Origin of the sequence: Thermogemmatispora onikobensis (assembly GCF_001748285.1) — a bacterium.
In the GTDB taxonomy this organism is placed as follows: domain Bacteria; phylum Chloroflexota; class Ktedonobacteria; order Ktedonobacterales; family Ktedonobacteraceae; genus Thermogemmatispora; species Thermogemmatispora onikobensis.
The window spans coordinates 38,951-65,247 of the sequence record NZ_BDGT01000035.1 but is presented as its reverse complement, the minus strand read 5'-3'; the positions used below and the strand labels follow the sequence as shown (position 1 = coordinate 65,247).

21 protein-coding genes are annotated in these 26,297 nt (G+C 62.8%); 11 read left to right on the top strand and 10 right to left on the bottom strand.

The annotated features are described in order from the left end of the window. The first annotated feature begins 163 nt into the window (after positions 1-163). The gene (locus tag BGC09_RS15400; RefSeq protein ID WP_069804939.1) at positions 164-694 is read left to right on the top strand and encodes a peroxiredoxin; all 531 of its coding nucleotides are present in this window, start codon (positions 164-166) and stop codon (positions 692-694) included. 238 nt (positions 695-932) lie between these two features. Here the strand turns inward: BGC09_RS15400 and BGC09_RS15395 are convergent, their stop codons facing one another. Beyond that, positions 933-1,229, bottom strand: a complete 297-nt coding sequence (locus BGC09_RS15395; protein ID WP_069804937.1) for a DUF4177 domain-containing protein — start codon at positions 1,227-1,229, stop codon at positions 933-935. A gap of 673 nt (positions 1,230-1,902) precedes the next feature. Between BGC09_RS15395 and BGC09_RS15390 the strand changes: the two genes are divergently transcribed. Then, positions 1,903-3,399, top strand: a complete 1,497-nt coding sequence (locus BGC09_RS15390) for an aldehyde dehydrogenase family protein (protein WP_069804935.1) — start codon at positions 1,903-1,905, stop codon at positions 3,397-3,399. A gap of 194 nt (positions 3,400-3,593) precedes the next feature. Here BGC09_RS15390 and BGC09_RS15385 read toward each other — a convergent pair whose 3' ends face one another. Both BGC09_RS15385 and BGC09_RS15380 read right to left on the bottom strand, forming a co-directional pair. Next, positions 3,594-4,859, bottom strand: coding sequence for a DUF4388 domain-containing protein (locus BGC09_RS15385; RefSeq protein ID WP_069804933.1), 1,266 nt, complete (start codon positions 4,857-4,859; stop codon positions 3,594-3,596). Positions 4,860-5,072: 213 nt separating this feature from the next. Next, positions 5,073-6,326 (bottom strand): glycosyltransferase family 4 protein, encoded by a 1,254-nt coding sequence (locus tag BGC09_RS15380; protein WP_069804931.1) that lies wholly within the window; start codon positions 6,324-6,326, stop codon positions 5,073-5,075. Positions 6,327-6,594: 268 nt separating this feature from the next. Here BGC09_RS15380 and BGC09_RS15375 point away from each other — a divergent pair, with 268 nt between their 5' ends. Together BGC09_RS15375 and BGC09_RS15370 are read left to right on the top strand one after the other, a co-directional pair. Continuing rightward, complete coding sequence (locus tag BGC09_RS15375; protein WP_069804928.1) at positions 6,595-7,314, top strand: SDR family NAD(P)-dependent oxidoreductase; 720 nt, start codon at positions 6,595-6,597, stop codon at positions 7,312-7,314. A 164-nt stretch (positions 7,315-7,478) separates the two neighbouring features. Next, entirely contained in the window at positions 7,479-7,913 is a 435-nt protein-coding gene (locus BGC09_RS15370) for a 6-carboxytetrahydropterin synthase (protein WP_069804926.1), read from the top strand. Here BGC09_RS15370 and BGC09_RS15365 read toward each other — a convergent pair. From BGC09_RS15365 to BGC09_RS15355, 3 genes are all read right to left on the bottom strand, one after another. Beyond that, positions 7,900-9,084, bottom strand: coding sequence for a HEAT repeat domain-containing protein (locus BGC09_RS15365; RefSeq protein WP_069804924.1), 1,185 nt, complete (start codon positions 9,082-9,084; stop codon positions 7,900-7,902). The genes BGC09_RS15370 and BGC09_RS15365 overlap by 14 nt on opposite strands. Before the next feature lie 227 nt (positions 9,085-9,311). Continuing rightward, the gene (locus tag BGC09_RS15360; protein ID WP_069804923.1) at positions 9,312-9,899 is read right to left on the bottom strand and encodes a beta-class carbonic anhydrase; all 588 of its coding nucleotides are present in this window, start codon (positions 9,897-9,899) and stop codon (positions 9,312-9,314) included. Positions 9,900-10,127: 228 nt separating this feature from the next. Then, positions 10,128-10,934 carry a phosphate signaling complex PhoU family protein gene (locus tag BGC09_RS15355; RefSeq protein WP_069804921.1) on the bottom strand — a complete coding sequence of 269 codons (807 nt, stop codon included), beginning with the start codon at positions 10,932-10,934 and terminating at the stop codon, positions 10,128-10,130. Positions 10,935-11,361: 427 nt separating this feature from the next. On the opposite strand from BGC09_RS15355, the gene BGC09_RS15350 reads away from it, so the two are divergent. Both BGC09_RS15350 and BGC09_RS15345 read left to right on the top strand, forming a co-directional pair. Next, positions 11,362-11,724 (top strand): PIG-L deacetylase family protein, encoded by a 363-nt coding sequence (locus BGC09_RS15350; protein WP_069804918.1) that lies wholly within the window; start codon positions 11,362-11,364, stop codon positions 11,722-11,724. A 3-nt stretch (positions 11,725-11,727) separates the two neighbouring features. After that, positions 11,728-12,213, top strand: a complete 486-nt coding sequence (locus tag BGC09_RS15345; protein ID WP_069804916.1) for a PIG-L family deacetylase — start codon at positions 11,728-11,730, stop codon at positions 12,211-12,213. 148 nt (positions 12,214-12,361) lie between these two features. On the opposite strand, the gene BGC09_RS15340 is transcribed toward BGC09_RS15345, so the two are convergent. Beyond that, positions 12,362-13,216, bottom strand: coding sequence for a serine/threonine-protein kinase (locus BGC09_RS15340; protein WP_176728941.1), 855 nt, complete (start codon positions 13,214-13,216; stop codon positions 12,362-12,364). Positions 13,217-14,199: 983 nt separating this feature from the next. On the opposite strand from BGC09_RS15340, the gene BGC09_RS15335 reads away from it, so the two are divergent. Further along, entirely contained in the window at positions 14,200-15,513 is a 1,314-nt protein-coding gene (locus BGC09_RS15335) for a glycosyltransferase family 4 protein (protein WP_069804912.1), read from the top strand. An 11-nt stretch (positions 15,514-15,524) separates the two neighbouring features. Further along, positions 15,525-16,988: a glycoside hydrolase family 57 protein gene (locus BGC09_RS15330; protein ID WP_069804910.1), complete on the top strand. Its 1,464-nt coding sequence runs from the start codon at positions 15,525-15,527 to the stop codon at positions 16,986-16,988. Here the strand turns inward: BGC09_RS15330 and BGC09_RS15325 are convergent. Continuing rightward, a complete protein-coding gene (locus BGC09_RS15325; RefSeq protein ID WP_069804908.1) occupies positions 16,985-18,310 on the bottom strand; it encodes a cytochrome P450 in 1,326 nt (441 codons plus the stop codon). The two genes, BGC09_RS15330 and BGC09_RS15325, sit on opposite strands and share 4 nt — an antisense overlap. 269 nt (positions 18,311-18,579) lie before the next feature. Between BGC09_RS15325 and BGC09_RS15320 the strand changes: the two genes are divergently transcribed. The 3 genes from BGC09_RS15320 (at position 18,580) to BGC09_RS15310 (ending at position 21,835) form a co-directional block, all read left to right on the top strand. Continuing rightward, positions 18,580-19,152: a TetR/AcrR family transcriptional regulator gene (locus tag BGC09_RS15320; RefSeq protein ID WP_069804906.1), complete on the top strand. Its 573-nt coding sequence runs from the start codon at positions 18,580-18,582 to the stop codon at positions 19,150-19,152. A 234-nt stretch (positions 19,153-19,386) separates the two neighbouring features. Then, positions 19,387-20,382, top strand: a complete 996-nt coding sequence (locus BGC09_RS15315) for a hypothetical protein (RefSeq protein WP_141727806.1) — start codon at positions 19,387-19,389, stop codon at positions 20,380-20,382. Positions 20,383-20,596: 214 nt separating this feature from the next. Next, on the top strand, positions 20,597-21,835 hold the full coding sequence (locus BGC09_RS15310) for a lytic transglycosylase domain-containing protein (RefSeq protein ID WP_069804902.1): 1,239 nt from the start codon (positions 20,597-20,599) through the stop codon (positions 21,833-21,835). 250 nt (positions 21,836-22,085) lie between these two features. On the opposite strand, the gene glmS is transcribed toward BGC09_RS15310, so the two are convergent. Continuing rightward, positions 22,086-23,954 carry a glutamine--fructose-6-phosphate transaminase (isomerizing) gene (gene glmS, locus BGC09_RS15305; protein ID WP_069804900.1) on the bottom strand — a complete coding sequence of 623 codons (1,869 nt, stop codon included), beginning with the start codon at positions 23,952-23,954 and terminating at the stop codon, positions 22,086-22,088. Between the two features lie 468 nt (positions 23,955-24,422). Beyond that, a complete protein-coding gene (locus BGC09_RS15300) occupies positions 24,423-26,195 on the bottom strand; it encodes an NAD+ synthase (RefSeq protein WP_069804898.1) in 1,773 nt (590 codons plus the stop codon). Positions 26,196-26,297 lie beyond the last annotated feature (102 nt).

Sequence of the window (26,297 nt, the reverse complement as noted above, 5' to 3'; positions counted from 1 at the left end):
CGCAAGACTATACTGTTTCGTGGGCGGCGAAACCCGTGGAAGCGTACCATTGCATAGTTCGGAGGAGGGACCGACCGGGTGAGCGGGTCGAGGCCACATTGACCCTCCCGCGCCTCGGCAGACGGTCGCTCTTCTACAAAAGGGAATGAAAGGAAATACATGCATGAGCGGATCTAACACCGCGGAGCAGCGAGGCAAAGTGCAGGTCGGTGACCTGGCCCCAGACTTCACGCTGCCCGATCAGACAGGTCGTCCGGCCAGCCTTCACGACTTCATCGGTAAGTCGGTGGTTGTCCTCTACTTCTATCCCAAGGACAATACGCCTGGCTGTACCACAGAGGCGGTTTGCTTCCGCGATAACTATGTGGTCTTCAAGCAGGCGGGGGCTGAAGTCATCGGCATTAGCTCGGACTCGACCGAGTCGCATGAGCAGTTTGCCAATCAGCATCGACTCCCTTTCATCCTGCTAAGCGACCGGGGGGCTGCTGTGCGCAAGCGCTATGGGGTACCGACAACGCTCGGCCTGCTGCCTGGGCGCGTGACCTATATTATCGACAAGCGTGGTGTGGTACGCCACATCTTCTCATCGCAGTTCAACCCTGAGAAGCATGTTGAGGAAGCCCTGAGCATCGTGCGGACCTTGCAAGATGAGGAAGGAGCCGGTGCCTCGCAGGCTTCTGCCGGGCAGGTCTGAGAGCAGACCTGAGTCGAGCGCTGGCGGCCTCAGCCTTGCAGGCTGGCCAGCGACAGCCGGAGCCGGATTCTGATCACTGGCATACCAGTCGCAGGAACAGACCAAAGAGAGCGCGGCCCAGCTTTCTCTTGCCGCCACCGCTCTGGCAGACCAGAGCAAGCGGTCGGGAGAGGAAGCCGGGTCGCGCTTTGTCCTGTGCGTGCACCCACATCGAGGGCGGTAAGGACGGCAGGAGAGCTTAGGCCGTCTCGATAGCTGGGCCGCCGCTGCTTGGCTCGGCGCGCGGCTGCTCCGCGGCTGGCGCCGACTCGCTGTAGTCACCTTCCTGAGCTGGACGCTTGAAGACATAGTAGGCCGAGGTTGAGGTCAGGGGCTGAATACCTACCAGCTCCCAGCCTTCGCGGCCCAGGCTGCTCAGATAGCGGCGCACGAAGGCACTGCGTCGCTCGTTGCCGATCAGCGTCTCCAGGCCTTCGCAGGAGATGCGTCCACGGGTATCAATATAAGCGACCTTATAGGCCCACTGCTGTGACATAACGCTTACTTACTCCTTTCAGCTCGCTCGCTGGACCGCAGCCCGGACAGGCTGAGAAGAGACCAGGCCAGGCGCAACGGGCGCGGGGTCAATGAGGCTTTGCCCTCTGTCTGGCACCTCTGTTCAACAAAGGACAGGGGCAGGTGTGCGACCCGTGGCAGTCGGACCGTGCCGGAACCCTTGAAGCCACGTCCGATGACTTCCCTGGCGCCGGGCAGGCCAGTCTGACGCCTCGCACGCTTCTGTCAGAGAGTATGGCCTGCCCGCCAGACACCGGGGCCTGCCGGGTTCCACAATGCAACAGGCTCCGGGCAGGGGGCATGGTACGCTCCCACGGGTCTTGTCACCCACGGAACAGTATAGTCTTCCGTCGGACGGAGCGCACCGTCAGAAGGTCGGGGAAGAAGGCTGAGAAAACTTCCAGGTAGGCACCTGACTATGCAGACGAGTCACACGTAGAGCATGTAGGTCAGACGAACAGCCTGAGTCAAGGTGTGAGCAGATCAACCTGACTCAGCAGATCAGGAGCACAGGTACTGGTATGCTATAATGAGGATCGGCTGCCAGCGGCCAGGCCAGCCAGCAGCCAGCAGCCGCTGATCGAAGCCGATCCCGCGCTGTTCCCACAGAATGACGTGAATGTGACGATTCTCAGCGAGGAGTGACCTTTTCTATGACACAGCCACACGTCCAGACAGACCTTCCGGCGCGCAGCGAGCCGCCGGTCTTCTATAACTTCATCGGCGGCCAGTGGCGCCCCTCGGCGAGCGGGGCCACCTTCGTCAGCACCAACCCGGCCCATTGCTCCGAAATCATTGGCTACTACCAGCAATCGAGCGTCGCCGACCTTGATGAGGCCGTGCGCGCCGCGCGCCAGGCACAACCCGCCTGGGCGGCCACACCGGCGCCGCAGCGGGCCGCGATCCTGCTGCGCGCGGCCCAGATCCTGGAGACGCGCCAGGAAGAGCTGGCGATTCTCATGACGCGCGAGATGGGCAAGATCCTGAACGAGGCGCGGGGCGAAGTCCAGACGGCTATTGACGTCGCCCGTTATATTGCCAGCGACGGCTGGCGTGCCGAAGGCGAGACCGTCCCTTCGGTTCAGCGCGGCAAGCTCTACCTGACCGTGCGCCAGCCACTCGGCGTCGTCGGGCTGATCACCCCCTGGAACTTCCCCCTGGCCATCCCGGCCTGGAAGACCTTTCCCGCCCTGCAGGCCGGCAATGCCGTAGTTTTGAAGCCCGCCAGCGACACCCCCTTGCTGGCCCTCAAACTGGCCCAGGTCTTGCAGGAGGCCGGCCTGCCCGATGGTCTCTTGAACGTTGTCACCGGGCCTGGTGGCACCCTGGGCGAGGCCCTGGCCAGCCATCCCGACGTCAATATGATCTCGCTGACCGGCTCGACCGAGGTCGGACGGCGCGTCGCCGAGCTGTGCGGGCGCGACCTGCGCCGCTGCGCGCTGGAGCTGGGCGGCAAGAACGCCGTCATCGTGCTGGAGGACGCCGACCTGCCGCGCGCCGTCGCCAGCGTGGCCCTGGGGGCCTTTGGCACCACCGGCCAGCGCTGCACAGCCACCAGCCGCGTCATCGTGCACCGCGCCGTTGTCTCCGAGTTTAGCGAGCGCCTCATCGAGGCTGCCGCCGACCTGCGCATCGGCGATGGCCTGCGCGAAGACGTCGACATGGGACCGCTCGTCAACCGGGGGCGCGTGCAGGCCGTGCACGAGTACACCGAGCTGGGCAAGCACGAAGGGGCCCGGCTCCTATATGGGGGCAATCCACTGCGCGAGGGAGAATACAGCGACGGCGCCTTTTACCAGCCGACCATCTTCGGCGAAGTCCAGCCCGAGATGCGCATCGCCCGTGAGGAAATCTTTGGTCCCTTCGTCTCCATCATCCCGGTGGCCTCCTACGAAGAAGCCGTTAGCATCGCCAACAGCACCATCTATGGCCTCTCAACGGCCATCTTCACCCGCAGCACTCACTACACTTTCCGCGCCATGCGCGACATCCAGTCTGGGCTGATCTACGTCAACGCGCCAACCACGCGCTCGGAGATCCATATGCCCTTCGGAGGAATGAAGGCCAGCGGCAATGGCCACCGCGAGCTGGGCCCCAACGCCGTCGCCGACTACAGCGAGGTCAAGACCGTCGCCGTTGTCTATGAATAGCCTGCCCTGACCGGCGTCCAGCACATCTCATCTCGGGCAGCGGCCCGCGGCTCCCGAGGATCGCCCGCCCGGCTGCGGTTCGAACCGACGCGATGAGGCGCACCTCATATGCAGCGCAGCGCCGCTGCCCTCTCAGGTCAGGCGTCAGGCCGCTTTCCTTCCTGGCCGCCTGGCCTGACCAGGCAGGTTCAGGCTCAGTTCTGGGGAGGCTCAAAGAGCGAGAAGAAGGCTTCCCAAACTTCTTGATTCTCCAGCCGCTCATAGAGCGAGGCCACCCGCGAGTTAATGGTCTCAAAGATCACGCGCAGGATACGCGAAAGCACCGAGAGCGCTTCCTCGTAGAACTCCTTGGAGCGCTGCAGATCGCCGTGGAGCACCTCATGGCAGAGGGCCGTGAAATTCTCCACTTCGATGCGATTGTTTTGGATAATGAACTTGTAGTTGCCCATATAGCGCAGGTGCTCGCGTGTCAGCAGGGCCTCCAGCGTATTGGGATCGAGCTCGGTGCCATTGGCGCGGCAGGTCTCGGCCAGGGCCTCCATCGTCCAGTTAATATAGTGCACCAGGGCCGGCAACTGCTCCACCGGATTCTTGCGCTTATACCAATCCTGCTCCATGCGGCTGATCAGATTCAGCAGCTCGAAGCTCTCCATGCGCATCCGCTCAGCAGGACCAGGCAAGCGAACCGTGCGAGCGCCGCGCGAAGGGGGATGCGGCTCCTCCGCCAGCGGGACAATCAGCCGCTGCTGAACGAGCGTCGCCAGATCGCGCGCCACTTCCAGCTCGGGCCGGCGCAGGCCGGTGGCGATCTTGCGGACCCAGCGGTGGATCGTCACCCGCTGCAGCACCTCGATCACCCGCCCATTGAAGCTAAGCGGGTAAGGAATCGTCGGCACCAGTTGCAGAATAGTGCGCATTCCATTGGGCAGATACAGCTTGAGCTGCTCCCACTCATCAGAGTAGCGCACCATCTCCATCGTCACGCGCACAATCTCCAGATCGAGCGGCTGCTCTCCATAGGGCAGAAAGGCCTGCTTCTTCGGACTGGTGATGAACTCATAGGTGCCTTCGCGCCAGAGAGCCAACTCGCGCGCCGTCCATAGTGCCTTCGTACGCAGAGCCTCGTAGAGCTGCTGCTCATTAATGACGCGCATAGCAATCAGGCGCTCGCCGATGCGGCGCCCGAAAGCGTCCTGAAGCTGCTGATTAAAGGCCCACTCCACCTCGTGGTAGGTGGCCATGCCCAATTGCTGAAGCACATCGCCCAGGGTCAGCGCGCACGGATCAAGCTCAGAGCAGTTGGCGATCTTGCCATCGCTGAAATAGAGAATACCGACCCGCCCCTGCTCGTGCTTCAAGTGCAAGGCACCCGTCGCCGACCCCAGCTCCATCATCTGCAGAATTTCAACCAGCCCGAAATCTCTCAGCGACCCCTGCAAGAGTCTGGTATTCGTCGTCATAGTTCCCCCTCGAATGGGACTTGCCTCCTCGCCACCTGTCCTCTCCTCTCGTCATACCTGGCCACGTCCGTCCGTCTGTCCGTCTGTCCGTCCGTCCATCAGCCCGGTTCAGCCCAGCTTAGCCCAGCCTGGCCACCACTGCCTCGGCGCCTCGGTCTCCGCCTGATGCTCCGGAGAGTACACTTGGTGCATTATAACAGATGCCAAGTCATTTCAACAAGCACCGCTTTGCCCCGACGTCTCCCCCCTTCCCTCCAGGGCCGCGCGCAGCAGTGGAGCAAGGGCCTCCCAGGAATAGCGCTCTTCGACCAGGAGCCGCCCGTTACGCCCAAGCTGGCACGCCAGCCGCCGATCGCGCAGCAGGGTCACAATCGCCTCGCCAAAGTCCTCTAGCTCACGTATCAGCACATGCTCACCATCGCGCAGAGCCAGACCTTCGGCCCCGCGTGGCGTCGTGACCACAGCGCGCGCGAGCGCCAGGGCCTCCAGGATCTTGTAGCGGGTGCCGGAACCATGCCGCAGCGGCACCGGCACAACCGCCGCCCGCGCCAGATAGGGGCGCACATCCGGGACGGTATCAGTGACGACAACCTCCGGCTCACGGCGCAGACAGGCCACCAGCCCATAGCGATCGCGCCCAACCAACACCAGGCGCGCCCGCGGACAGTGACGACGCACGGCAGGCAGAATACGCTCACTCAGCAAAGCCGCCGCCTCCACATTGGGACCATAGCCAAATTCCGCCGGATAGACAATATCCAGGCTCTCCTCCACTGCAACGTCGGCCCCGGCAGCCTCTGGCATCGGCGGCGGCTCATACTGGCGCAGGTCGAGGGCGTTTGGCACGACGCGCAGCCGCAGCCCTGCACCGGAACCACAAACCTGCCGTTGGCGGTGGACATCCTCCTCCGACGGCAGCCAGACCTCATCAGCAGCAGGAAAGCAGCGCCGCTCACGTCGACGAAAGACCAGGTGGCGCAGGCGTGCCTCCTCCGCCTCGCGCGGCGAGCCGGCCAGCTCAGCCAGCTGTAGCGCCAGCTCGCTTTCAACATTATGGCAATCGATAAAGACATGCAGCCCACGTCGCTTCAGCACCGGCGCCAGCTCGCTGGCGTAAGGATGAACCAGCACCACATGGGTCGCCTGCTGCTGCGCCAGCCAGTCCAGCAGGCGCCGGCGCTGGCTCGCCAGCGAGGGAGCCACATAGCCTGGCCACAGATGGCGCAGGCGCAGCCCCAGGGCGCGCATACCATGTGGCGGCCCAAAAGCCGCCAGCTCGGGGCGCCGTGGATCGGAGAGTGGCGGCTCCTCCAGCGAGACCGGGCCGCCCTCGCGCAGGTCCCACACGGCCAGCCCCTGCGCGCCAGCCAGGTGCGCCAGCAGGCACTGCAACTGATAAAAGCGGATCTGCAGCCCGCCGATCATCGGCGGCACCACCACCCAGGGAGTAATCAGCGCCAGTCGCATCGTCTTCGTCGCTACCTTCGCCTCCCTCCTCCAAACAAAACGAGAGCAAGCTTGACAACAGCAACCAGTGCTACCCACCCCGTCGCGCCCAGCCAGCCCCAGCCCTTCCTCCCGGCGCGCTCGCCCTCATCAGGAGCATTGTGCGCCACAAGCCTGGTCGCTGTCAAATCCCCCTTTCTGGCGGCGCGGCCCCCAGCTCTCTCCGAACCGGCAGCGTCACAACAGGAGAGCATGAAAAAGCCTGTCTGCGTTTGCTATAATTCCGAACATGAGCATCAAAGATCGAGTCGCCGTCATCACCGGAGCTGGCCGAGGCATCGGGCGCGCCACCGCCGAGCGCTTCGCGCGCGAAGGGGCCAATCTCGTCCTCTTCAGCCGCACACCAGAGCATCTCGACGAGACGCGCACCCGCATCGAGCGCCAGGGGGGCCGGAGCCGGGTCCTCGCCATTGCCGGGGACGTTGCCCGCGAAGAAGATGTCGAGCGCCTCTTTCAGCAGGCCCGCGCTCACTACGGGCGCGTCGACATCCTCATCAACAGCGCCGGCATCGTCGCCCTGTGTCCCTTCCGCGAAATGGATACGGCCACCTGGGACCGTGTGCTGGCCGTCAACCTGCGCGGTACCTTCCTCTGTTGTCGGGCCGCCTTCCGCCTGATGGCCGAGCAGGGCCAGGGCGTCATCATCAACCTCTCATCGCTCTCGGGAGTCAAGGGTGTCGAAAAATTCCCGGGTCTGAGCGCCTACAACGTCTCCAAAGCAGGGGTCGCCAGCCTGACCGAAATCCTGGCCCTTGAAGGCAAAGCCCACAACATCCGCGTCTGCGCCGTCAGTCCAGGAGCCGTCGACACCGACATGCTGCGCCAGGCCGCACCCCATCTCAAGCCCGGCATGAGCGCAGAGGACATGGCCGAGATCCTGCTCTTCCTGGCCGACGACAGCGGGCGCAGGCTCAGCGGCACCAACCTGGAGATCTACAGCAACGCCTAGCGAGCCAAGAGGAGCAGTCAGTCAGCCGAGGCGAGGAGAACAAGCGACAAGGCACGAGCAGGCAGGCAGGCAGACAGACAGACAGAGAGCCGTTCGTCTGGGCGCCATCTGCCAGCAGCCGCAGTCAGCCAGTGAGTGGACAAGACGGGAGACAAGACGGGACTATGGCAACGGTCTACTTAACGCGCCGCGCCAGCTTCAGCGCCTCGCATCGACTCTGGAGCGAGGCCCTCAGCGAGCGCGAAAACTGGGAACTTTACGGCAAATGCGCCAATCCCAACGGGCATGGGCACAACTACACGCTGGAAGTCACACTGTGTGGGGAGCCAGATCCCCGCACGGGCATGCTCATGAACCTGGCGGAGCTGCGTGAGATCATGCATCGCGAAATTGTCGACCAGGTCGATCATCGCCACCTCAACTACGACGTGCCCTGGCTACGCGAGAGCATTCCCACCACAGAGAACCTGGTCATCAAATTCTGGGAGCGGCTGGAGGTTGCCCTCCCGCCGGGCCTGCTCTACGAGGTCCGGCTCATCGAGACCGATAACAACAGCGCCAGCTATCGAGGCGAGCGCCAGCCACTCACTCATCCATAAGTGAGCGGAGGCGGGCCTTCCAATCGCTATCGTCGGCAGCATCGTCGCTCTCCTCGCCGATCGTCCAACTGCGGGACCCATCGGTGAGGCGCGTCGGCTGGGCGGTCAGCGGACGAGGAGAAGCATTGAGGGTACGCAGGGCAGACTGCGCAGCCTTGCGCACATCGTAGACAGGGTCCTGCAAGAGGGAGCGGATCGCCTCGCGGCTGCTCTGGTGGCCCAGGCGGCCCAACGCGCGCGCCGCGGCGGCACGTTCATCGGAGGTTGGCGCCTTGAGCAAGGCTTCCAGCTCGGGCGCCAGGCCGCTCAGCGAGAGATCGGCGATCAGGCGCAGAAGCCGACTGCGGCGCATGGGATGGCGCAGGCTCGCCAGGGCTGCACGGCAATCGGCATAGATCTGCTCGTCGCTCAACAGCCCCTTCGCGCGCGCCTCGGCCACCGCCAACTCGGCGGGCAGCGACGACGACCCGCGCAGAAACGGCTCAATCCAGTCAGCGACCGGCTCCAGCTCGCCGACGTACTCATGGAGCACCAGAATATCGTGATAGTGCTCATCCAGCCAATAGTAGAGGGCCAGCGTCATCTCAGCATCCCGCGCCGCATAAGCAACCATCGCCGGCGGCAACGGGCGCCGCGCCCAATCGGTACGCTGCAGACTCTTATCAAGATGGATGCCAAAGGCCCGCTGCAGCATCGCCGCCAGCGACGACTCGTTCTGGCCGAAGATCGAGCGACTCGCGGCCTCCAAATCAAAGTAGTGCGCCACATTCAGACCGCGCTCGGCCATCACGTGCAGATCGGCCCCCGCCCCATGCAAGAGAATACTGATCTCCGCATTCTCAGTGACCACGGCCAGAGGAGAGAGATCAGCGAGGCGCCAGGCATCAATCACGAAGCACTGACCATCGATCGCTAACTGCAGCAGAGCCAGGCGATGAGACGGACCATTCTCGCCCAGGAGCCGCGAGCGGCCCTGGACAAACTCAGCATCGACTCCGATAATGCGGGCCGTGCGCAAGACTTCGACAGCATCGAGCAATTGCTCCGGTCGCTCTACATAGAGACGCTGCCCTTTGGCCGGCGGGCGACTGGGCGGAGGCGTCGGGCCAAGATAACCCGGCTGAACTTTCTCTTGAGCGCCTGGTTCCGGCGAAGCATCTCTGTCTTTCAACGCTTCTGCCATCCTGGTCACAAAAGCTAGAAACGCTACCTGACTATCAACCTGGAGGTGTCTCCCACTATAGCAGATTTTCGCGCTGACGTACAGACCACAGCCGCACCCCTCCCGGCCCATCCACTCCACTATGCCTGACGCATCAGTCGCGAAGCCATGCCTGAGCCTGGAGTGGAACGCCCTGACCTTCTCAGGGCCCAGCCACTCCAGCGCGCTCTCTCCCCTTAGCCAGCAAGCCCCGGACGGGTGTCGCGATCAACCAGCTCCAACCTGCCGCTGACCACATCGATCACCAGGCCGTGGACCGGCAATCTGGGCAGGAAAGGACTGTTGCGAATAAACTGCACCACCTCGCGCACATTCTCCTCTAGCTGAGAGAAGGCTCCCAGCCAGCGCACCAGACCCGCCTGATCACCCAGACCATAGCGCTCGATCAGACCCTGCGGCTCCACCCCCAGCGCTTGCATCGAGCCAGTCAACGCCGCCGGATCGACATGGGCCAGGCCACAGTTGGTATGGCCGATGACGAGCACCTCACGCACGCCCAGCAAATAGATAGCTCCCGCCAACGAGCGAATCAAATCGCTGTTGACCCCCTCCCCCTCACGCCCAGGAACGGCCACCGTCGCCCCCGCCGTGCGTAATTCAACAACATCACCGCGCTCCAACCCCAGGGCCTGCTCCAGCAAGCCCACCAGGCGGCAGTCCATACAGGTAACCACCGCCGTCCGTCGCTGGGGCAAATGGCTCAGCGACGCCAGCTGGTGCTCGGCCACAAAGCGTCGATTATGCTCCAGAACCTCATCCAGCATAATGTACCTCTTTCGCCGATATTCCTGCACCTGCATGCCGGCAGTGGTCCCCCGCGGCCCATCCCACAGGAGGCCAGGCAGGCAGGCCAGTGAGTGCATGAGTGAAAGGATGAATGGATAGATGGATGAGTTCCAGTGTAGCACAGTTGTCCGAGACGTGCAACGAGCAGGCCCTGTCGGAGCCTGCCCGGTCTCGTCGTTCCCGCCAACGGCAATCGGTCTGCTGGCTCACTCCTGCTCGCGTTCAGCGATAGCCGCCTCGCCTTCGACAATAAAGACAATGCGCTCACAGATATTGGTGCAGTGATCAGCAACGCGCTCCAGCTTGTGGGCGATCCAGAGCAAGTACGTCGCGCGCTGCAGGATACGCGGATCGCTCTGCAGAGCGGGAATTGCCTGAGCCCCCGCCAGCATAGCCATCAGATCATGGCGCACCAGGTGATAGCGCACATCGACCACATCATCCTCCTGCCAGAGATGGCGGGCCGCCGCCGCATCGCGCTGGGCAAAGGCCTGCATCGTGCCCTGCAGCACGCGCCGCGCCTCCTGCCCCAGGTCAAGAATCCCCTGCATAATCGAGGCCTCGCTGACGCGATGATGCTCCTGCCGCCCTGCCACTTGAGCCGAGGCTGGACCGTTGCCTGCCCCCTCATCGGCCAGACGGCTATCAACCTCCACCTGCGAGACCGCCTCAGCCCGCAGCGGCATCATACGCAGAATGATTGTGGCAATGCCCGCCGCTCCATCGCCAATGCGCTCCAGATCACCGGCGATCGAAAGAGCCGCTGTCAGATAGCGCAGGTCCATACCCGCCAGCGGCTGCTGGAGGGTCAGCAGCCGAATCGTATGCTCCTCGATAGCTGCGCGCAGGCTATCGACACGTGCATCCGCCTCTATGACCATGCCCGAGCGCGCCTGGTCGCCACTGCGTAAAGCCTCAAGCGCGTTCTTGAGCGCCTCATCAACCATCGCGCCAAGCTGATTGATCTGCTGATCCAGCTCCTGTAGCTCTTTATCAAGCAACGTTCGCGTCATCAATCTCTCTCCTTGCACAAAGTCAGCTCGCCTTAAAAAGCAGGCAGGTAGCTAACGTAGGCAGCACGCAAGAGGAATGAGCGGGCCAGCCTACCAGACGAGCCAGTCAGCCAGCCAGCCAGCCAACGAGCAAGCAAGCCAGCAGGCTGGCCACGACCTGCCGCCTCGCGGTCTGCGCTTCCCTGCCACCGCTGGACTGGGCACCAGGCGGCCATAAGCCGCCGACCCTACCCCGTTCAGTGTACCACATTTTTCTCCGAAAAGATAGAGTATTATTGCAATCTCCTCCTCTAACCTTTAGGGATAGGCGAAAAGCATTGCAGCCGACCAGCCAGCGGCCCGGTGGCTGCAATTGACAGCGGGCGACGGCGGTGCTAGAGTAGAGCCGGTTCCACGCAGCTAGCTCGTACAAAGGGGATAGAGAGACATGGCAACACGGCGACTGCTGGGCGTCTTCGCCCACCCCGACGATGAAGGCAGCATGAGCGGGGCCTTCATCCTTTACGGTCAGGCAGGGGTTGAGACCGGCCTGGTCTGTGCCACGCGGGGCGAAGTCGGAGAAATTGCCGATCCTGTTCTAGCCACGCCCGAGAACCTCGGCCAGGTGCGCGAACAAGAGCTGCGCGCCGCCGCCGACGTCCTGGGCATAGGGCACCTCTGGTTTCTTGACTACCGCGACTCAGGGATGGCAGGCACGCCCGATAACAACGACCCGCGGGCCTTTATCCAGGCCCCTCCTGCCGACGTCATCGGCAAGCTGGTCGCCATTATTCGCGCCTTCCGCCCCTAGGTCATGGTGACCTTCGACGAAACCGGTGGCTACGGCCATCCCGACCATATCGCCATCTATCGCTACACCACCGGCGCCTTCTACGCCGCCGCCGATGAGGCCCAATATCCCGAGCACGGACCGGCGCACGCCGTCTCGAAGCTCTACTACACCGGCTTTCCACGGAGCGGCATCCAGGCCCTGGCCGAATGGCTCAAAGAACAAGATCTTTCCCTGGAGGGAACCGCTCTACGCGGCAGCGACCTCGATCAGCTCGGCATTCCCGATGAGCAGATCAGCGTCGCTCTCGATGTGGCCCCGGTGCTGGATCTGAAAGATCGCGCCTGGGCCTGCCACCGGACACAGCTGGGAACCGTGGGCGTCATGGCCCGCATCCCCCAGGAGATCCAGAGGCGCTGGCGAGGGTACGAGTGCTATCAGCTTGCCGCTACGCGCGTCGGCCCCGATTTGCCAGGCGAAAACGACCTCTTCGCCCACATCCACAGCTAAAAAGCCGCCCCGGCGCTCGCGCCTGGCTTTCTCCTTCCCTGGTGGACCAGCCGGAACCGACTGGACCCACGCGGCCCAGCCTGGCTCTGGCTGGCGAGCTGTTTCCGTTTCCAGGCCAGGCACAGCCCCACCCCTGCGCGCGCGGTCGTCACAGGCGTTTTCTTCTCTCCAGCAAGGCCCACTCACAGGCCCTGGCAAAGTCCCAGATGCTGGGATAGCGCCGGTGCGGCTCGTGCGCCAGGGCCCGCGCCAGCACCGGCTCAATGGCCGGCGGCAGCGTGGGCACATGCTCCCGCGGCGAGGGCAGCGTCACCCGGCGCTGGTGAAGCTGCTGTAACTCGAGAAATGAGCCGACCAGGGGCGGCGTCCCGCACAGCCACTCGTAGAGGACTACCGCCAGGGCATACTGGTCGCTGGCTATGCTGGGCCGCCCTTCAAACTGCTCAGGAGCCATGTAGGCCGCGGTGCCCACCAGCGTGTGGGTCGCCCTCAGACGCGCCAGGCGCAAGGAGGCCGCGATGCCAAAGTCGCTCAGCAGGAGATGGTTCGGCTTAACCAGCAGCAGGTTGTCAGGTTTGACATCCTGATGCACCAGCCCATAATGATGCACGGTCTGCAGGGCCGCCGCCGCCTGCCGCAGATAGCGACAGGCCTCGCCCGGCAGGAGACAGACCCCCCCTCCACAGTAGCTGCGCATGCTTCCATAGGGGGCATACTCCATCACCAGATAGGGCACCGGACCAGCAAAGCCAAATTCGTAAACCTGGATAATGTGGGGATGCGCCGGCAAGCGGGCCAGCAGGCTGGCCTCCCGCCGTAGCTCTTCAGCCTCGTGGGCCGAGGCCCGCAGACGCAACACTTTGATGGCAACCAGACGCTCGATGTAGATCTGACGCGCCAGATAAACGCGCGCCATCCCCCCTTCGCCAAGCCGACGAATCAGGACATAGTTGCCCAGCCGCGTCCCAGGCTCAAGTTCACTCTCATCAGGGCTTTCTTTCACACACATCATTCCTTCGCTCTCCTAAGCCGTGACGACTCCTCGTTTATCGCCCCTCAGAAAGACGTACAGACGGATGTCCGCTCTTCTGTGTAGACTTCCTCCAAGAAAAGCACAAATGGTCTTTCATCATAAGTGAAGCACAATTCAGAGCTGATTGAGCTATGCCTCTATATACAAAGGACGTCGGCACCAGGCCAGAGCCAAAGCTGTTCTTTTCTAGCCGTTGCCAGCGTCAAGGGGAGAGGGCTCAGGCCGCGAGAGGATTGTCCGATTGCTATTGCAGAGGAGATGGTATACTAGACATGAGCAGAGGCGATGTTTCCAGCACTGCCCGCTTCTAGGCCAGACGCAAGGCAAGCGTGAGCAAAGACGCCGTCTCTTCCCAGCGGCCCACAGCCAGGGTAGACAGTGGTGCAACCCGAGGAGAGCCTCGCCTCTCCCTCTGACGGATCAGCAACGACAGCCCAAGGAAGGAGTGTCGCCGACACACAGCCGCAGTCATCCCACTCATAGACGATTCATAGGAGATGCACGCCAGCGGATGCGCACGTCTCTCCACGCCGTGCACATGCGCCAGGCGTACCGGTGCAAAGCCGCTTATCGCGCCCGACCACGCACGGGATCGCAATGGAAGGTCACGGGCTTCCCGTGCTCGTTTCCTGGCCGGCAGCAGTGGCAGTCGCTGCGCTGCTCACCGCCCACAGGTCGGCTGGCCAACGGAGCTGGCCGCTTAGCGTAGAGAGGAACTGAGAGCAACACCTATCGCTGCAGCAGCACCAGTGGCACCAGTCGTCAGGCGACCGACCGACCGATTGATTGACCGCGCTGGTCTTTGCTGCGCCTGCCGCCTGCGGTCGGCCCTGCCCATATCGCCCTGGCCGGCCAGCACGCCAGCCTCTCAGCAAGGTGACGGGAAGCCAAAGGCGCAATCCAGTCCAGTCCTTCTTCTCACTAGAACAGAATACAATAAGGACAGACCAGCTATGATTGAACTAGAGGGAGCTATCTCGCCAGAGAACACACTCTTTGTGCTGCTATGCTTTGAGGGGCCAGACGTCTATTCGACCGCCGGCGGCCTGGGCACACGGGTCACCGAGCTGAGCGAGGCTCTGGCCACCCAGGGCTACACCACCCATCTCATCTTTATCGGCGACCCCTACAAGCCCCCGGTGGAGCGCCGTGTCGACGGTCGCTTGATCCTGAAGCGCTGGTCGCAGTGGGTCAGCAAATATTATCCCAACGGCGTTTATGACGGTGAGGAGCAGAAGCTCTACGACTATAATGAGAGCGTTCCCCAGCACATCTACGAGGAAATCGCGCGCCCGGCAGTCGAAGAGGGGAAGCTGGTGGTGATCATGGGCGAAGACTGGCATACTGCCGAGGTGATGTGTCGCATCTCCGACCTGCTCCACTGGTTTGGCATCCGCCAGCGCGTCCTGATGCTCTGGAACCTCAACAGTCTGATGTCGCTGCACCGTATTAACTGGGGCCGCCTGAGCTATGTGACCACCCTCTGCACGGTCAGCAAGTATATGAAGCACAAGATGTGGGAGCTAGGCGTTAACCCGCTGGTGATTCCCAACGGCATCCCAGCCCGCCACCTGACTCCAGTCGATCCGGCCATCGCCACTCGTCTGCGAGAGATCGCCCGCCAGGGTGATCCACGGCGCCTTTTCCTGTTCAAGATCGGGCGCTTCGACCCTGACAAGCGCTGGATGATGGCCATTGAGGCCGTGGCCCGTCTCAAGCACAGTGGCCACCCCGTGACCCTCTTTGTCCGTGGCGGCATCGAGCCGCATGGGGCCGAGGTGCTCAGTCATGCCTATCATCGCGGGCTGGTCATTCGCGATGTCATTGCCCAGCGCCCTACACTGGAGCAGTGCATCGAGGCGGTTGCCAATGCCGGCCCCGCCGACATCTACAACCTCCGTTTCTTCCTGCCCGAGGAGTTCGTGCGCAGCATCTACCACGCCGCCGACGCTACCCTCGCCAACAGCGGTCACGAGCCTTTCGGCCTGGTAGCTCTGGAGGTCATGGCCGCCCGCGGCATCGCCGTTACCGGCTGTACCGGCGAGGACTACGCCATCTCCTTCGAGAACGCTATTGTGACCGAGACCGATGATCCCGATGAGATCGTCGGCTATCTGCTCCATCTGGGCCGCCATCCCGAAGAGCAGGAGCGCATCCGCTGCGCAGGCTTCCGCACGGCTGAGCAATTCCTCTGGGATCAGGTCATTGAAAACCTCATCAGTAAGCTGGAGTTTCTGGCACGAAAACAGAACATCGTGCTGAAGTAGGGGTTCGGGTTATGGTTGCTGAGCTTGCCATTTATACCGTGGTGCATCAGCCACGCCGCCTCAAGCTGCCCGCGCAGCCGATTCCGCGGGGCGCCTCGATCGAGGATATAGGGCGCTGCCTCTTCGACGAGCGGATGAACGAGCGCTACTTTCGTAAGGTGGCTACCTATTGTTACTACCCGGCAACGCGCATGTTCCTGGACCTGGTGCGCCAGGGCCTCCATCTCTCGATCGGCTTCTCGCTCTCGTTCCTGCGCCAGGCCGAGGCCTGGGACCCCGCCCTGCTGGACCTCTTCCGCGAGCTGGTAGCGCATGAGAACGTGGAAATTATCGGCGTGGAACCGTACCACAGCTTTCTGTTCTTGCTCGATCTGCCGGCTTTTATTGCTCGCATGCAATGGATGGCTGAGGAGATCGAGCGCATCTTTGGGAAGCGCCCCCAGGTGACCGACACGACCGAGATGTGCATGTCGGTGACGATTTATCATGCGCTGGATCTGGCCGGCTTCCGGGGGGCACTGATGGATGGCCGCCCCTGGGTGCTGGGCTGGCGCGAGAGTACCCACCTCTACCACTACACCGAGGAGCAGCCCTACGCGCTACCACCGCAGACCTACCGTCCTCCTACGACCCCAGGCCGACGCAGCAGCGGCAATCACCGCAGCCGCAACGCTGTCGTCGGCGATCGCGAACGCGGCCCCTATCTGCTGGCGCGTCACCTCGACCTGAGCGACGATGTGGGCTATCGCTTCTCTAATCGCTCGTGGTCGGGCTACCCGCTCTACGCCGATCGCTACGCCGACTGGATCGCCCATACCTGGGGTGATTTCTTGCTGCTCGGCTGGGACTATGAGACCTTCGGTGAACACCACCGCGTCGATAGCGGTATCTTCGAGTTCATGCGCGCCCTGCCCGCTGAGCTGGCTCGCCGTGGTGTGCAAACACGCACGCCCAGCGAGCTGATTTCCCGCTTCCAGCAGCGCGCCTATCACCTGCCCTTGCCCGTCTATCCGACCACCTGGGCCGGTAGCGGCGGCATGGAGTTTTTCCTGGGCAATAGCGCCCAGCAGACGATCTTTCAGCTCATGGGCCAGGTCTATGGCATGGCGCGCCTGACGGAGAATCCGGAGCTGCTCGATCTGGCTATCTGGCTGGCCCAGTCCGATAATCTGCACCTGATCCAGTGGTTCGGACGCAGCGGCCCCGAGGCGGAGGTCTCGGCCTACTTTACGCCGCGCGAGTGGTGGGAGCTGGGACCAGACGGCGTGATTCGCGAGCAGCAGCAGGTCTATCTGAATGCGATCCGGGCGATGGAGCCGTATTTGCCGACGACGGTGGCCCGCCAGGAGCGCCTGCGCGCCCGCCTGGCCCGGGCCAGCACCGCACGCAGCACGCGCACACGTCCCGCTGGCGCGCCGGGCCAGGAGCAGGGAAGAGCCTTGCTGGAGGCTGGCTACGTGCTGCAGAAGGCTTAAGGCTCCCCGAGAGCAGCAGCGGTCGGACTGGCTACCCCCAGCGCTGGGCCTGCCGCATGAGGCCGGGAGCCGCTCTCGTCTAGCGACACAATGAGGTCGCGCAGCTCGTAGCCACAGATGAGCTTGTTCCAGCGCAGCCGCGGCGAACGCTCAAGGCGCAGTCCCGGTAGCGCCAGCAGACGCCGCAGAAAGATGTCGCTTTCCTGCATGGCGATGGGCGCCCCAGGACAGCGGTGCGCGCCATCGCCAAAGCCCATCAGCGAGGACGGAACGCGCTCTTCGTGCAAGGTCCTCCCCGGACAGAGCCGCCGCGCTTGCTCTCCTACGACCCGCTCGTCGGCGTTGATGGCATAGATGTGCAGGTCGATGATGGCCCCCGCCGGAATGCGCAGCTGATCCTCGCCGGCCCCGGCAAGGATCAGCTCCTGGCTGGTGCGACGATAGAGGTGACCCACTACCGGCTCCAGGCGAAGCACCTCCTCCAGCAGGGCGAGGCGCTCCTCCTCTGGAGCCTGTAGAAAGCGTTGGCGCAGAGCTGGCTGCTCTAGCAGATGCCAGGCTGCAACGCCGATGAATTCGCGCGTGGTGATCATGCCGGCAGCACCATAGGTGACACATTCGGTGAGAATCTCGCGCGCGCTATAGCCCTGGGCCAACAGATGAGAGATGACGTCCTGGCGCGGCTGCCGGCGCCGCACCCGAATCGCCGGACGTACGTCTAGCCAGTAGAAGCGCAGAATGGCCCACTGCAGGCCCAGAAAATTGAGCCAGGTCCGCGGGTCAGGACTGAGGCGCTGAATGGGATAGCGGAAGAAAGCTTCCAGTCGGCGCGCCATGCCCGGCAGCCAACTGTCGGTCAGCCCTACTACTTCGGCGGCAACACGCACGGCCATCTCCAGCGTGAGCCGGCTCAGGTCAATCCTCCTCCTCCGCAGCAGCTTCTCAATCAATTGCTCACTCACGGCCTCCATGAGCTTCCGATATTGCTCGTTGACTACGCGCGGCGCGAAAAAACGAGCCGTCTGCCGCCGCTGCTGCTGGTGCTCCTGGCCGTCGCTGTAGAGCAGCGGCAGACGCATGAGACGGGGCAGCAGCGCCAGCACTTCAGCTTTAAAACCAGCCTGACGCACAGCACTGCTGCGCAGGATGGCCCGGGCCTCTTTGAAGGCCCGGACATGCCAGACTCCCGCCTGGTCAGGCTCGATCGCTGGCTCCGCTCGCTCTAAACAACGGGCCGTCTTTTGCTCCCCTCCCCAGAGCCGCCGCCCGCTTTCCTCGGCTGGCTCCGGCCCTCGGGCAGGCGCTACGATCCTGCTCTCCATTGCTGGTCTCTCCCCTCATCTCTGGGTCCTCCCTTCTTCAGGCTGGACCCTCTTGGCTTTCATCCTTTATGAGATATAGTATATCATAATATATTTGTGATATCAAATCTTGGCGAGGGGAGCGGCGGGCAGGCTCGCCGGTGAGAGCCGGGCGCGCGCCTTCTAGCCGGACGTGCTATAATAGCACGGTACAGCGGAAAAGCTCTGCCGTTTGCCGATAGCGGCGCGGCGAGCAGCTCTTTTTACTGGGGGAGGCGCACATCCGAGCCATGCACGTCCGGGATCGGCGCGTGAAGCGCACGCAGAACTTGCTGGCACAGGCACTGCTGGCCTTGATTGCCGAGAAAGGCTACGATGCCGTCACCATTCGTGATATCACCGAGCGCGCAGATATCGGCTACGCTACCTTTTTCCGTCATTACCGCGATAAAGATGAGCTATTACGCGATGTAGCCGATGTGGTCATCAACGAGCTATTGGAGCTTCTGCTCGGGCAGCAGCCGGGCCGCGATCCAGCGACGGTCGGTCAGTTCATCTTTCGCTATGTTGCGGACCACAGCGCAGTAGTGCGGGTTCTGTTGGGCAGCCGTGGACCGGCCTCGCTGGTCCAGCACGTCATTCAGCGCGGCAGCGAAAATGTCCTGCGCCAGAACAAGCCGCGTCCAGATAGCCCGGTGCCGGCAGAAATTGCTGCCCACCATCTGGTTGCTTCCTCTATTGCCCTCATCCAGTGGTGGATCGAACACGATATGCCGTACTCTCCGGAGCGCATGGGAGAGATCTATCGTCAATTAATCGTCCAGCCAACGCTGACCTCAGCCTTTATCATCGACCTGGAGTGACCGATTCGATTGCTCGCCCATTGACACTTTCTCACCTTATTAGCAATGCTACACCTTTTGAAGCTGTCTCGCCCTTTTTTCCTCTTCCGTTTTCTCCGGGCCGGGTGAGAAATAGAGAGAAAGACCCTGAAAATATGTTCGAGTACAGCGGCCTGCGTGCGCTGCCAGCCACTGGCAGGAGCAGGCGGCTTCACTGCCGTTCCAGCGCACGTCGTGCGAAAGCCTGAGTCCACCATGAAGAGCGAGAAGACAATACCAACAGAAGCCGGGGCATGCTCTGCGCCACTTTCCCTGGTTCAGCAACTGACCCGGGACGACCTGCCGCATCGTAGTGCCACCCTCTATCGGCTTTTTAAGAGCGATTGGTCGGAAGAAGACAGGGCCACCATCGTAACAGCCTTGCTGAGCTTGCTGCGTCAGCCGGAGCTGCCTGAGCGGGCCGCGCTCGTGCTCCTGCTGGCCGAGCTGGCGCGCGACTGGCCAGCCACGTCAAGCGCTGCGACCAGCGAGCCAGAGAGCCTGCGCAGCCTTTTGTTAAGGGGCCTGCCCCTTTATCTGGAGCTGGTGGAGGCCAGCGAGCCGCAGCTGCGCCTGCATAGCCTCTATCTGATTTCCTGGCTTCCCGAGGAGGAGAGACAACTGCAGCCCATCCTGCTGCGCCGCCTGGAGGAGGAAAAGGAGGCTCGTCTACGAGCGGCGCTGGCCTTGGCCCTGGCCCAGCTCGCCGGCGATCAGCCGATCGTGCGCGCTCGCTTGCTGGCTCTGCTCAAGGCCCACGAGGCGCCCATCGTTCGTCTGGGGGCCGCCAGCGCTTTAACGCGCCGGCTGCGCGCCGAGGCTCCCCAGCGAGCCGTCCGCCTGCTTGTCCGGGCGATTGCCAGTCCCCAGGCCGTTGCCGACGACTACGATGCCCTGCCGTGGGCGCGCAACAGCGTCGTCGCTGACAGCAGCGCGCTGCTGCGTCTGCTGCCGCGCCGGCGCCTGCAATTCGCCCTGCCTGTGCTCTTAGAGGCCCTGGCCAGTGCCAACTACTACGAAGCCCTCAGCCTGGCACGCACTCTGCTCTACCTGGGCTTCTCCAGCCAGCAGCCAGGTACTGCACCCCAGGCGACCACCCCGACTCAGCAGGCTATCCTCGCAGCGTTGCGTACGAGCCTCAGCGCCTGGCAAGCCAGCGAGCTGCTGGGCCCCAGCGCCAGCGAGGCGGGTGCCCGGCTGTCAGCCAGTTAAGCTGACCGCAATCCTTCCTGGTCGACAGATCATATCAGAGTTATTAGCGGCATTTGAATCAGATCGAGTGTCCGGGTTAAGACTGGGGCCGGTGTTTGGGAGTTTGGTACTAATTTGCGCTGCTCCTGCGCCTGGCTAAATTGACACACATTGGTCTATGCAGGTAGACTCACAACCAGGTAAAACGTCAGCAGAGCAGCGAGGTTGATCAAATATGCCGCAGTTTCGCCCGTTCCCGCCGTTTCAGGGTGTCGGAGGGCCTGAATCGGCGGGCGAGCAGGCACAAGGAGTGCACTTAGCCGGTTCAGCTTCAGGAGTAGAGGCCTCTTCACGACCACAGACCACGGCCAGGCCCGGTGAGCAGGTCCATCATCAGTTTGCTCCTTTTGGGCCATTTTCCTGGCCGGCGACCGGCCCGCTCTCCACCGTATCCAGTCGCCTGCCCTCCCATGAGCAGCCTGGTACTTCCGGTGCCACCGCTCCTTTCACGACGGAGCCACTGCGGAGGCAGCTGACGCCGACCACTGATCAATACCTGGCTATTGCTCCAGGCCCAGAGCCTGAGCCAGCAGTGCCGCCAGCTCCCCTGCCCGTCTCGCTCCCCCAGCCGCTGTCAACGGCGGCCCTGGCGGAAGGCTCGGGAACGACCGATCAGCTTGCAGAGCTACCGCGTCAGCCCCAAACCACAGGCAATCTGGTCGACCTGTTTGCCACTCTGCAGGCGACACTGGAGCAGCCACGGCGTATGGTAGTCATCCCTGCCGAGCGGCCCCGCCAGCCGGCGCAGGAGCCGGCGAATCCGCGGCGGTTGAGCGTCCGCCAGCGCCAGAGCATTATTCTCACAGTGCTGGTCATGGCGATCCTGGTGACGATGCTTACGCTCTCACCGCTAGCCGGTGGCAACGCCGTTCCTCTTCTCGGCGGGATCAGGGAATGGATTCAGAATCAGCAAACGGCCTGGCAGATTGCCGCCCACCAGCAGCCAACGGATGCCAATAATGGCGGGGGCGGGGGCACCCCCCTCCTCAACTTCAACCCGCCCAATCTGCCCTTTATGACCATCCCTAACAGTCCCTATGTCCTCATCGCCCAGCAGGCAGCTCTCGACGCCGGTATCTCGCCTGTCTACTTCGTGCGCCAGATCAATACTGAGAGCGGCTTCAACCCCTATGCGGTTTCACCCGCGGGCGCTGTGGGCATCGCTCAGTTTCTGCCCAGTACTGCCGCGGGCCTGGGCATTGATCCCTGGAATCCAGTTGAGGCCCTGCGTGGAGCCGCCCGCCTGATGGCCAGCTATGCCCGTAGCTACGGTGGTGACTACGCTAAAGCCCTGGCCGCCTATAACGCCGGCTCCGGCAACCTGCAAAACGCCCTCAACTCCTGCGGCGGCGCCTGGCTGAGTTGCATGCCAGCCGAAACCCAGAACTACGTCTATCGCATCATGGGCATCTGATCAGGCAGCCAGTGATAGGCTACGAGCGGCCATTGTCTCGCCGGGCAGCCGACTATGTCCACTGCTCTGCTGTGCAGACTCTGTGTCCCTTAATAACTCACTCTGCGACACTTCTTCCTTCACTATCCTCCGACTGCAACCACCTCGCAACGAATAGGGTCCGCCTCCTCTTGCGGGAGGCGGACCCTTCTTGCTCGCTCACCGCGGTCCGCCAGCGCTCGCAGCGCCGGACCTTCTTCTTTTCTTTTCTCTACTCCACGGTCACCGACTTGGCCAGGTTGCGCGGCTGATCAACGTTACAGCCACGGGCGACTGCCGCGTGATAGGCCAGGAGCTGAAGGGGGATCGCCGCCAGCACAGGGCTCAGCTCCTCCAGTGTCGGCGGTACGTAGAGGACGACGTCGGCATGCTCGCGAATGGCTTCGTCTCCCTCGGTGGCCACTGCGATCACCCGGGCGTCGCGCGCGCGGACTTGCTGCATATTGCTGACCACTTTTTCGTAGACGTGCGAGGCCGTAGCAATGGCCACCAGCGGCGTCTCAGGATCAAGCAGGGCGATAGAGCCGTGCTTGAGTTCGCCAGCAGGGAAGCCCTCGGCGTGGATGTAGGAAACCTCTTTGAGCTTGAGGGCACCCTCCAGGGCTGTCGGGTAGCCCACGCCGCGCCCGATGAACATGACGCTCTGAAGCGGGGCCAGCTCACGTGCCAGTGGCGCAATGGGATCATTCGCCGCCGCGCGGTCGAGAATCCGCTGAATCTTTGCCGGTAGCTGCTCCAGGGCCTGCAAGACCTCACTGGCCCGCTCGGGACGGAGGGTGCCTCGCTGTAGGCCCAGGAAGAGACCAAGCAGGTAGAGCTGGGCCAGGGTGGCAATGAAGGTCTTGGTAGCCACCACGCAGATCTCCGGCCCCGCCTGAATATAGAGCACGGCGTCGGCCAGTCGCGTCACTGCACTGGCCACAACATTGGTAATGGCCACGACTGGCGCCCCTTGCTCTCGCGCCTGACGTGCGCTGACGAGCACATCGGCGGTCTCACCCGATTGGGTAACAGCGATACAAAGGGTGTCCGGCCCGACCAGGGGATCAGCGTAGCGGAACTCTCCCGCCGTGATCACTTCGACGGGCAGACGCGCCCAGCGCTCGATGACATATTTCCCGACCAGGCCCGCGTGATAGGAGGTACCGCAGGCAACAATGACTATGCGCCTGACCTTCTCCAAGGCCCCGGAGTGCTGGAGCGCCTCCAACTCGGGCAGGCAGAGCTGACCCGCGCGCACGCGCCCCAGCAGCGAGCGCGTGAAGGCCTCTGGCTGCTCATAAATCTCTTTGAGCATGAAGTGAGGGTAGCCACCCTTCTCAGCGGCTTCGGCGTCCCACTCGACGGTGGTCGGGGCTCGCTCGACAAAGGTCCCATCCAGACGTTGAATGGTGAGGCCCTCGGGCCGCAGGGCCACCAGTTCCCCTTCGTCAATGATGACGACCCGCCGCGTATACTTGAGGAAGGCCGCGATATCGGAGGCCAGAAAGTGCTCGCGCTCGCCCAGGCCCACTACCAGGAAGGGGCCGTTGTAGCGCGCCCCGACCAGAAGCTGGGGCTGCTCGCGACAGAGGACGGCCATAGCATAGGAGCCACGCACAGGCTGCAGGGCCAGACGTACGGCCTCCAGCAGATCACCCTGGGCTTCGCCGCGATAGGCACGCTCAACAAGATGAGCCAATACTTCGGTGTCGGTCTCGGAACGGAAGGAATGCCCTTCCTGTTCCAGGCGCTGGCGCAGCTCGGCATAGTTCTCGATAATGCCGTTATGCACCACGGTGATAAGCCCGTCGCAGTCGGCATGCGGGTGGGCATTGGTATCGCTGGGACGCCCGTGGGTGGCCCAGCGGGTATGACCGATTCCCAGGGAACCGGGGGCTGGACGGGCCCCGTTCTCGACCGCTGCCGCCAGATTGGCCAGCTTGCCTGCACGGCGATAGACCTGCAATTCGCCACTGGCCGTCAGAACAGCAATGCCGGTAGAGTCATAGCCCCGGTATTCAAGTCGACGTAGCCCGTCAAGCAAAATGGACGTAACATCGGTGCCAGCGGCACCGACGTAGCCAATAATCCCGCACATGAGGCAGGGTATCCTTTCCGTCTGTGATGTGGTATAGAGAGAACAGGTTTGCTCCAGACCGCCAAAGACAGGCCGCCCCCGGTGCCTGGACGGCACCCTCTTCCGCCCGGAATAGCCCTGCTCCAGCTATATCACTGAGAGCGTTTTGTCCTGGCCGTTGCCAGCCAGTTTTGTGCGCTCCCTTCACAGGGAAGTGATCTTCCCTGGGGGCTCCCCGCTGATTCGTCCGAACAGCCCCCACCTCGTCAGCCGTGGCCCCTCCTGTAGCCCGGCCCTTGCGCTACTCACTGGGACGATCAAAGCACCGGTTGGTAGTTTTAAGTATACCAGATCGATTAACCTCTTTAGGAGAAACGCCCCCGACAGCTTTTTTAACCGGTCACTCTCGCCCCATTCGTCAGGGTCCAGGTTGGGTGGGTACTCCCCAGTACAGAACGCCAGTCGGCTCGGGAAGCAGCCTCGCCTCTGCTATCCCTCGGGCCGATCACGGTAGCGGTTCGTAATCGGCAGGCGACGATCACGCCCAAATGCGCGTGGCGTTATCTTCACTCCCGGCGGAGCCTGGCGGCGCTTGTATTCACTCCGATCGACCAGCTGCATGACGCGCTCAACCAGGCCCGGATCGAAGCCCATCGCTACCATCTCTTCAAAGCTGCGATCTTCCTCGGCATAGGCCTGGAGAATAGGGTCGAGAAGCTCGTAGGGCGGCAGACTATCGCTATCTCTCTGGCCCGGACGCAGCTCGGCTGAGGGAGCTTTTTCCAGGACTGCCTGCGGAATGACCGGACGCTCGCCCAATGAGTTGCGGTAGCGACTCAGCTCGTAGACCAGGGTCTTGGGTACGTCTTTGAGAACGGCAAAGCCGCCAGCCATGTCTCCATAGAGCGTGCTGTAGCCGGTGGCCATCTCGGACTTGTTGCCTGTGGTTAGCACAATCGGCCCTAGCTTGTTAGAGATGGTCATCAGAATGTTTCCCCGGATGCGCGCCTGCAGATTTTCGGCGGCCAGGCCGTGATCGCCTTCGCCCAGGGCCGGCGCCATGACGCGCAGCGAGGTGCGGAAGATCTCTTCAATGGGGACGGTGATGAGCTGGATGCCCAGATTCTCGGCCAGTTGCCGGGCATCAGTCTTGCTCCCTTCGGAGGAGTAAGCAGATGGCATGGAAACACCGAGGACGTTCTCGGCCCCCAGGGCATCGGCGGCAATGACCGCCGTCAGAGAGGAGTCGATGCCGCCCGAGAGTCCCACGATGGCTTTGCTGAAACCGGTCTTGCGCACATAGTCGCGCGTGCCCAAGACGAGGGCCGCATAGATTTCTGCCAGCCGCTCTAGCGCTGGTTCGATACGCTGGCTGGTACCAAGCAGCGGGCGCCCGTCCAGGGTCGGCGGGGGCATGCTCTCGGCGGAGACGACAATCATGGGGACTTCTTCAGGGTGCAGCTCCAGTCGCTCCTGGCGCCGGCGAGGATCGTGCAGCCGTGAGCGGAAGACGGAGGCAACGTCAAGATCAACCACCAGGAGATCCTCTTCAAACTGTTTGGCCCGCGCGATCAGCCGCCCCTGCTCGTTGAAGACCATACTGCCGCCGTCAAAAACCAGCTCGTCCTGGCCGCCGACGAGATTCAGATAGGCCACGATCAGGCCGTTATCGGCGGCTCGCGTCGCCAGCATCTGCTCACGGAAATGGCGCTTGCCGGCATGATAGGGCGAGCCATTGATATTGATAATCACCTCGGCTCCAGCATGGGCCTGCAGGGTCAACGGGCCAGCCGGATACCAGATATCCTCGCAGATCGTAATGCCAACATGGACGCCATTGATCAGAAAGAGGGGCGCTGTCCGTCCGGCCTGAAAGTAGCGGTACTCGTCGAAGACACTATAGTTTGGTAGATAGTGTTTATGGTAGGTGCCGTAGAGGCGCCCACCGCCGATGACCGCTGCTGCATTGTAGATGTCTTCGTCACGATCAACATAGCCGATGATCGCTGTCAACCCAGGCAGCTCCTTGCTGCGCTCGATGAGCCACTGCAGGCGACGCAGGTTTGCGGAGACGAAGCCCGGTTTGAGCAGCAGATCCTCGGGAGGATAGCCAGTGAGCGCCAGCTCCGGTGTGCAGACGATGTGCGCACCAGCCTGATGCGCCTCACGCATGGCCGTCCAGATTTTCTCGGCGTTACCGTCCAGGTCACCGACCGTGACGTTGATCTGCGCTAGCGCAATACGCAGGGGTACGATATGCATGGGAAGGCTCCCTTCCTTGCCAGCGCTGCCCCGCGGCTGCGGCTGCAATGGCGCTCGCAGGTAACGCCGGCTGGCAGAGTGGCAAAATTTTTACCATAATAT

What these genes read in the sequence shown, in the direction of transcription:
- glmS (WP_069804900.1), bottom strand. Translation starts at nt 23,954, where the DNA reads ATGTGCGGGATTATTGGCTACGTCGGTGCCGCTGGCACCGATGTTACG.
- BGC09_RS15335 (WP_069804912.1), top strand. Translation starts at nt 14,200, where the DNA reads ATGATTGAACTAGAGGGAGCTATCTCGCCAGAGAACACACTCTTTGTG.
- BGC09_RS15370 (WP_069804926.1), top strand. Translation starts at nt 7,479, where the DNA reads ATGGCAACGGTCTACTTAACGCGCCGCGCCAGCTTCAGCGCCTCGCAT.
- BGC09_RS15315 (WP_141727806.1), top strand. Translation starts at nt 19,387, where the DNA reads ATGAAGAGCGAGAAGACAATACCAACAGAAGCCGGGGCATGCTCTGCG.
- BGC09_RS15400 (WP_069804939.1), top strand. Translation starts at nt 164, where the DNA reads ATGAGCGGATCTAACACCGCGGAGCAGCGAGGCAAAGTGCAGGTCGGT.
- BGC09_RS15350 (WP_069804918.1), top strand. Translation starts at nt 11,362, where the DNA reads ATGGCAACACGGCGACTGCTGGGCGTCTTCGCCCACCCCGACGATGAA.
- BGC09_RS15395 (WP_069804937.1), bottom strand. Translation starts at nt 1,229, where the DNA reads ATGTCACAGCAGTGGGCCTATAAGGTCGCTTATATTGATACCCGTGGA.
- BGC09_RS15385 (WP_069804933.1), bottom strand. Translation starts at nt 4,859, where the DNA reads ATGACGACGAATACCAGACTCTTGCAGGGGTCGCTGAGAGATTTCGGG.
- BGC09_RS15390 (WP_069804935.1), top strand. Translation starts at nt 1,903, where the DNA reads ATGACACAGCCACACGTCCAGACAGACCTTCCGGCGCGCAGCGAGCCG.
- BGC09_RS15300 (WP_069804898.1), bottom strand. Translation starts at nt 26,195, where the DNA reads ATGCATATCGTACCCCTGCGTATTGCGCTAGCGCAGATCAACGTCACG.
- BGC09_RS15380 (WP_069804931.1), bottom strand. Translation starts at nt 6,326, where the DNA reads ATGCGACTGGCGCTGATTACTCCCTGGGTGGTGGTGCCGCCGATGATC.
- BGC09_RS15325 (WP_069804908.1), bottom strand. Translation starts at nt 18,310, where the DNA reads ATGGAGAGCAGGATCGTAGCGCCTGCCCGAGGGCCGGAGCCAGCCGAG.
- BGC09_RS15345 (WP_069804916.1), top strand. Translation starts at nt 11,728, where the DNA reads ATGGTGACCTTCGACGAAACCGGTGGCTACGGCCATCCCGACCATATC.
- BGC09_RS15360 (WP_069804923.1), bottom strand. Translation starts at nt 9,899, where the DNA reads ATGCTGGATGAGGTTCTGGAGCATAATCGACGCTTTGTGGCCGAGCAC.
- BGC09_RS15320 (WP_069804906.1), top strand. Translation starts at nt 18,580, where the DNA reads ATGCACGTCCGGGATCGGCGCGTGAAGCGCACGCAGAACTTGCTGGCA.
- BGC09_RS15330 (WP_069804910.1), top strand. Translation starts at nt 15,525, where the DNA reads ATGGTTGCTGAGCTTGCCATTTATACCGTGGTGCATCAGCCACGCCGC.
- BGC09_RS15355 (WP_069804921.1), bottom strand. Translation starts at nt 10,934, where the DNA reads ATGACGCGAACGTTGCTTGATAAAGAGCTACAGGAGCTGGATCAGCAG.
- BGC09_RS15375 (WP_069804928.1), top strand. Translation starts at nt 6,595, where the DNA reads ATGAGCATCAAAGATCGAGTCGCCGTCATCACCGGAGCTGGCCGAGGC.
- BGC09_RS15310 (WP_069804902.1), top strand. Translation starts at nt 20,597, where the DNA reads ATGCCGCAGTTTCGCCCGTTCCCGCCGTTTCAGGGTGTCGGAGGGCCT.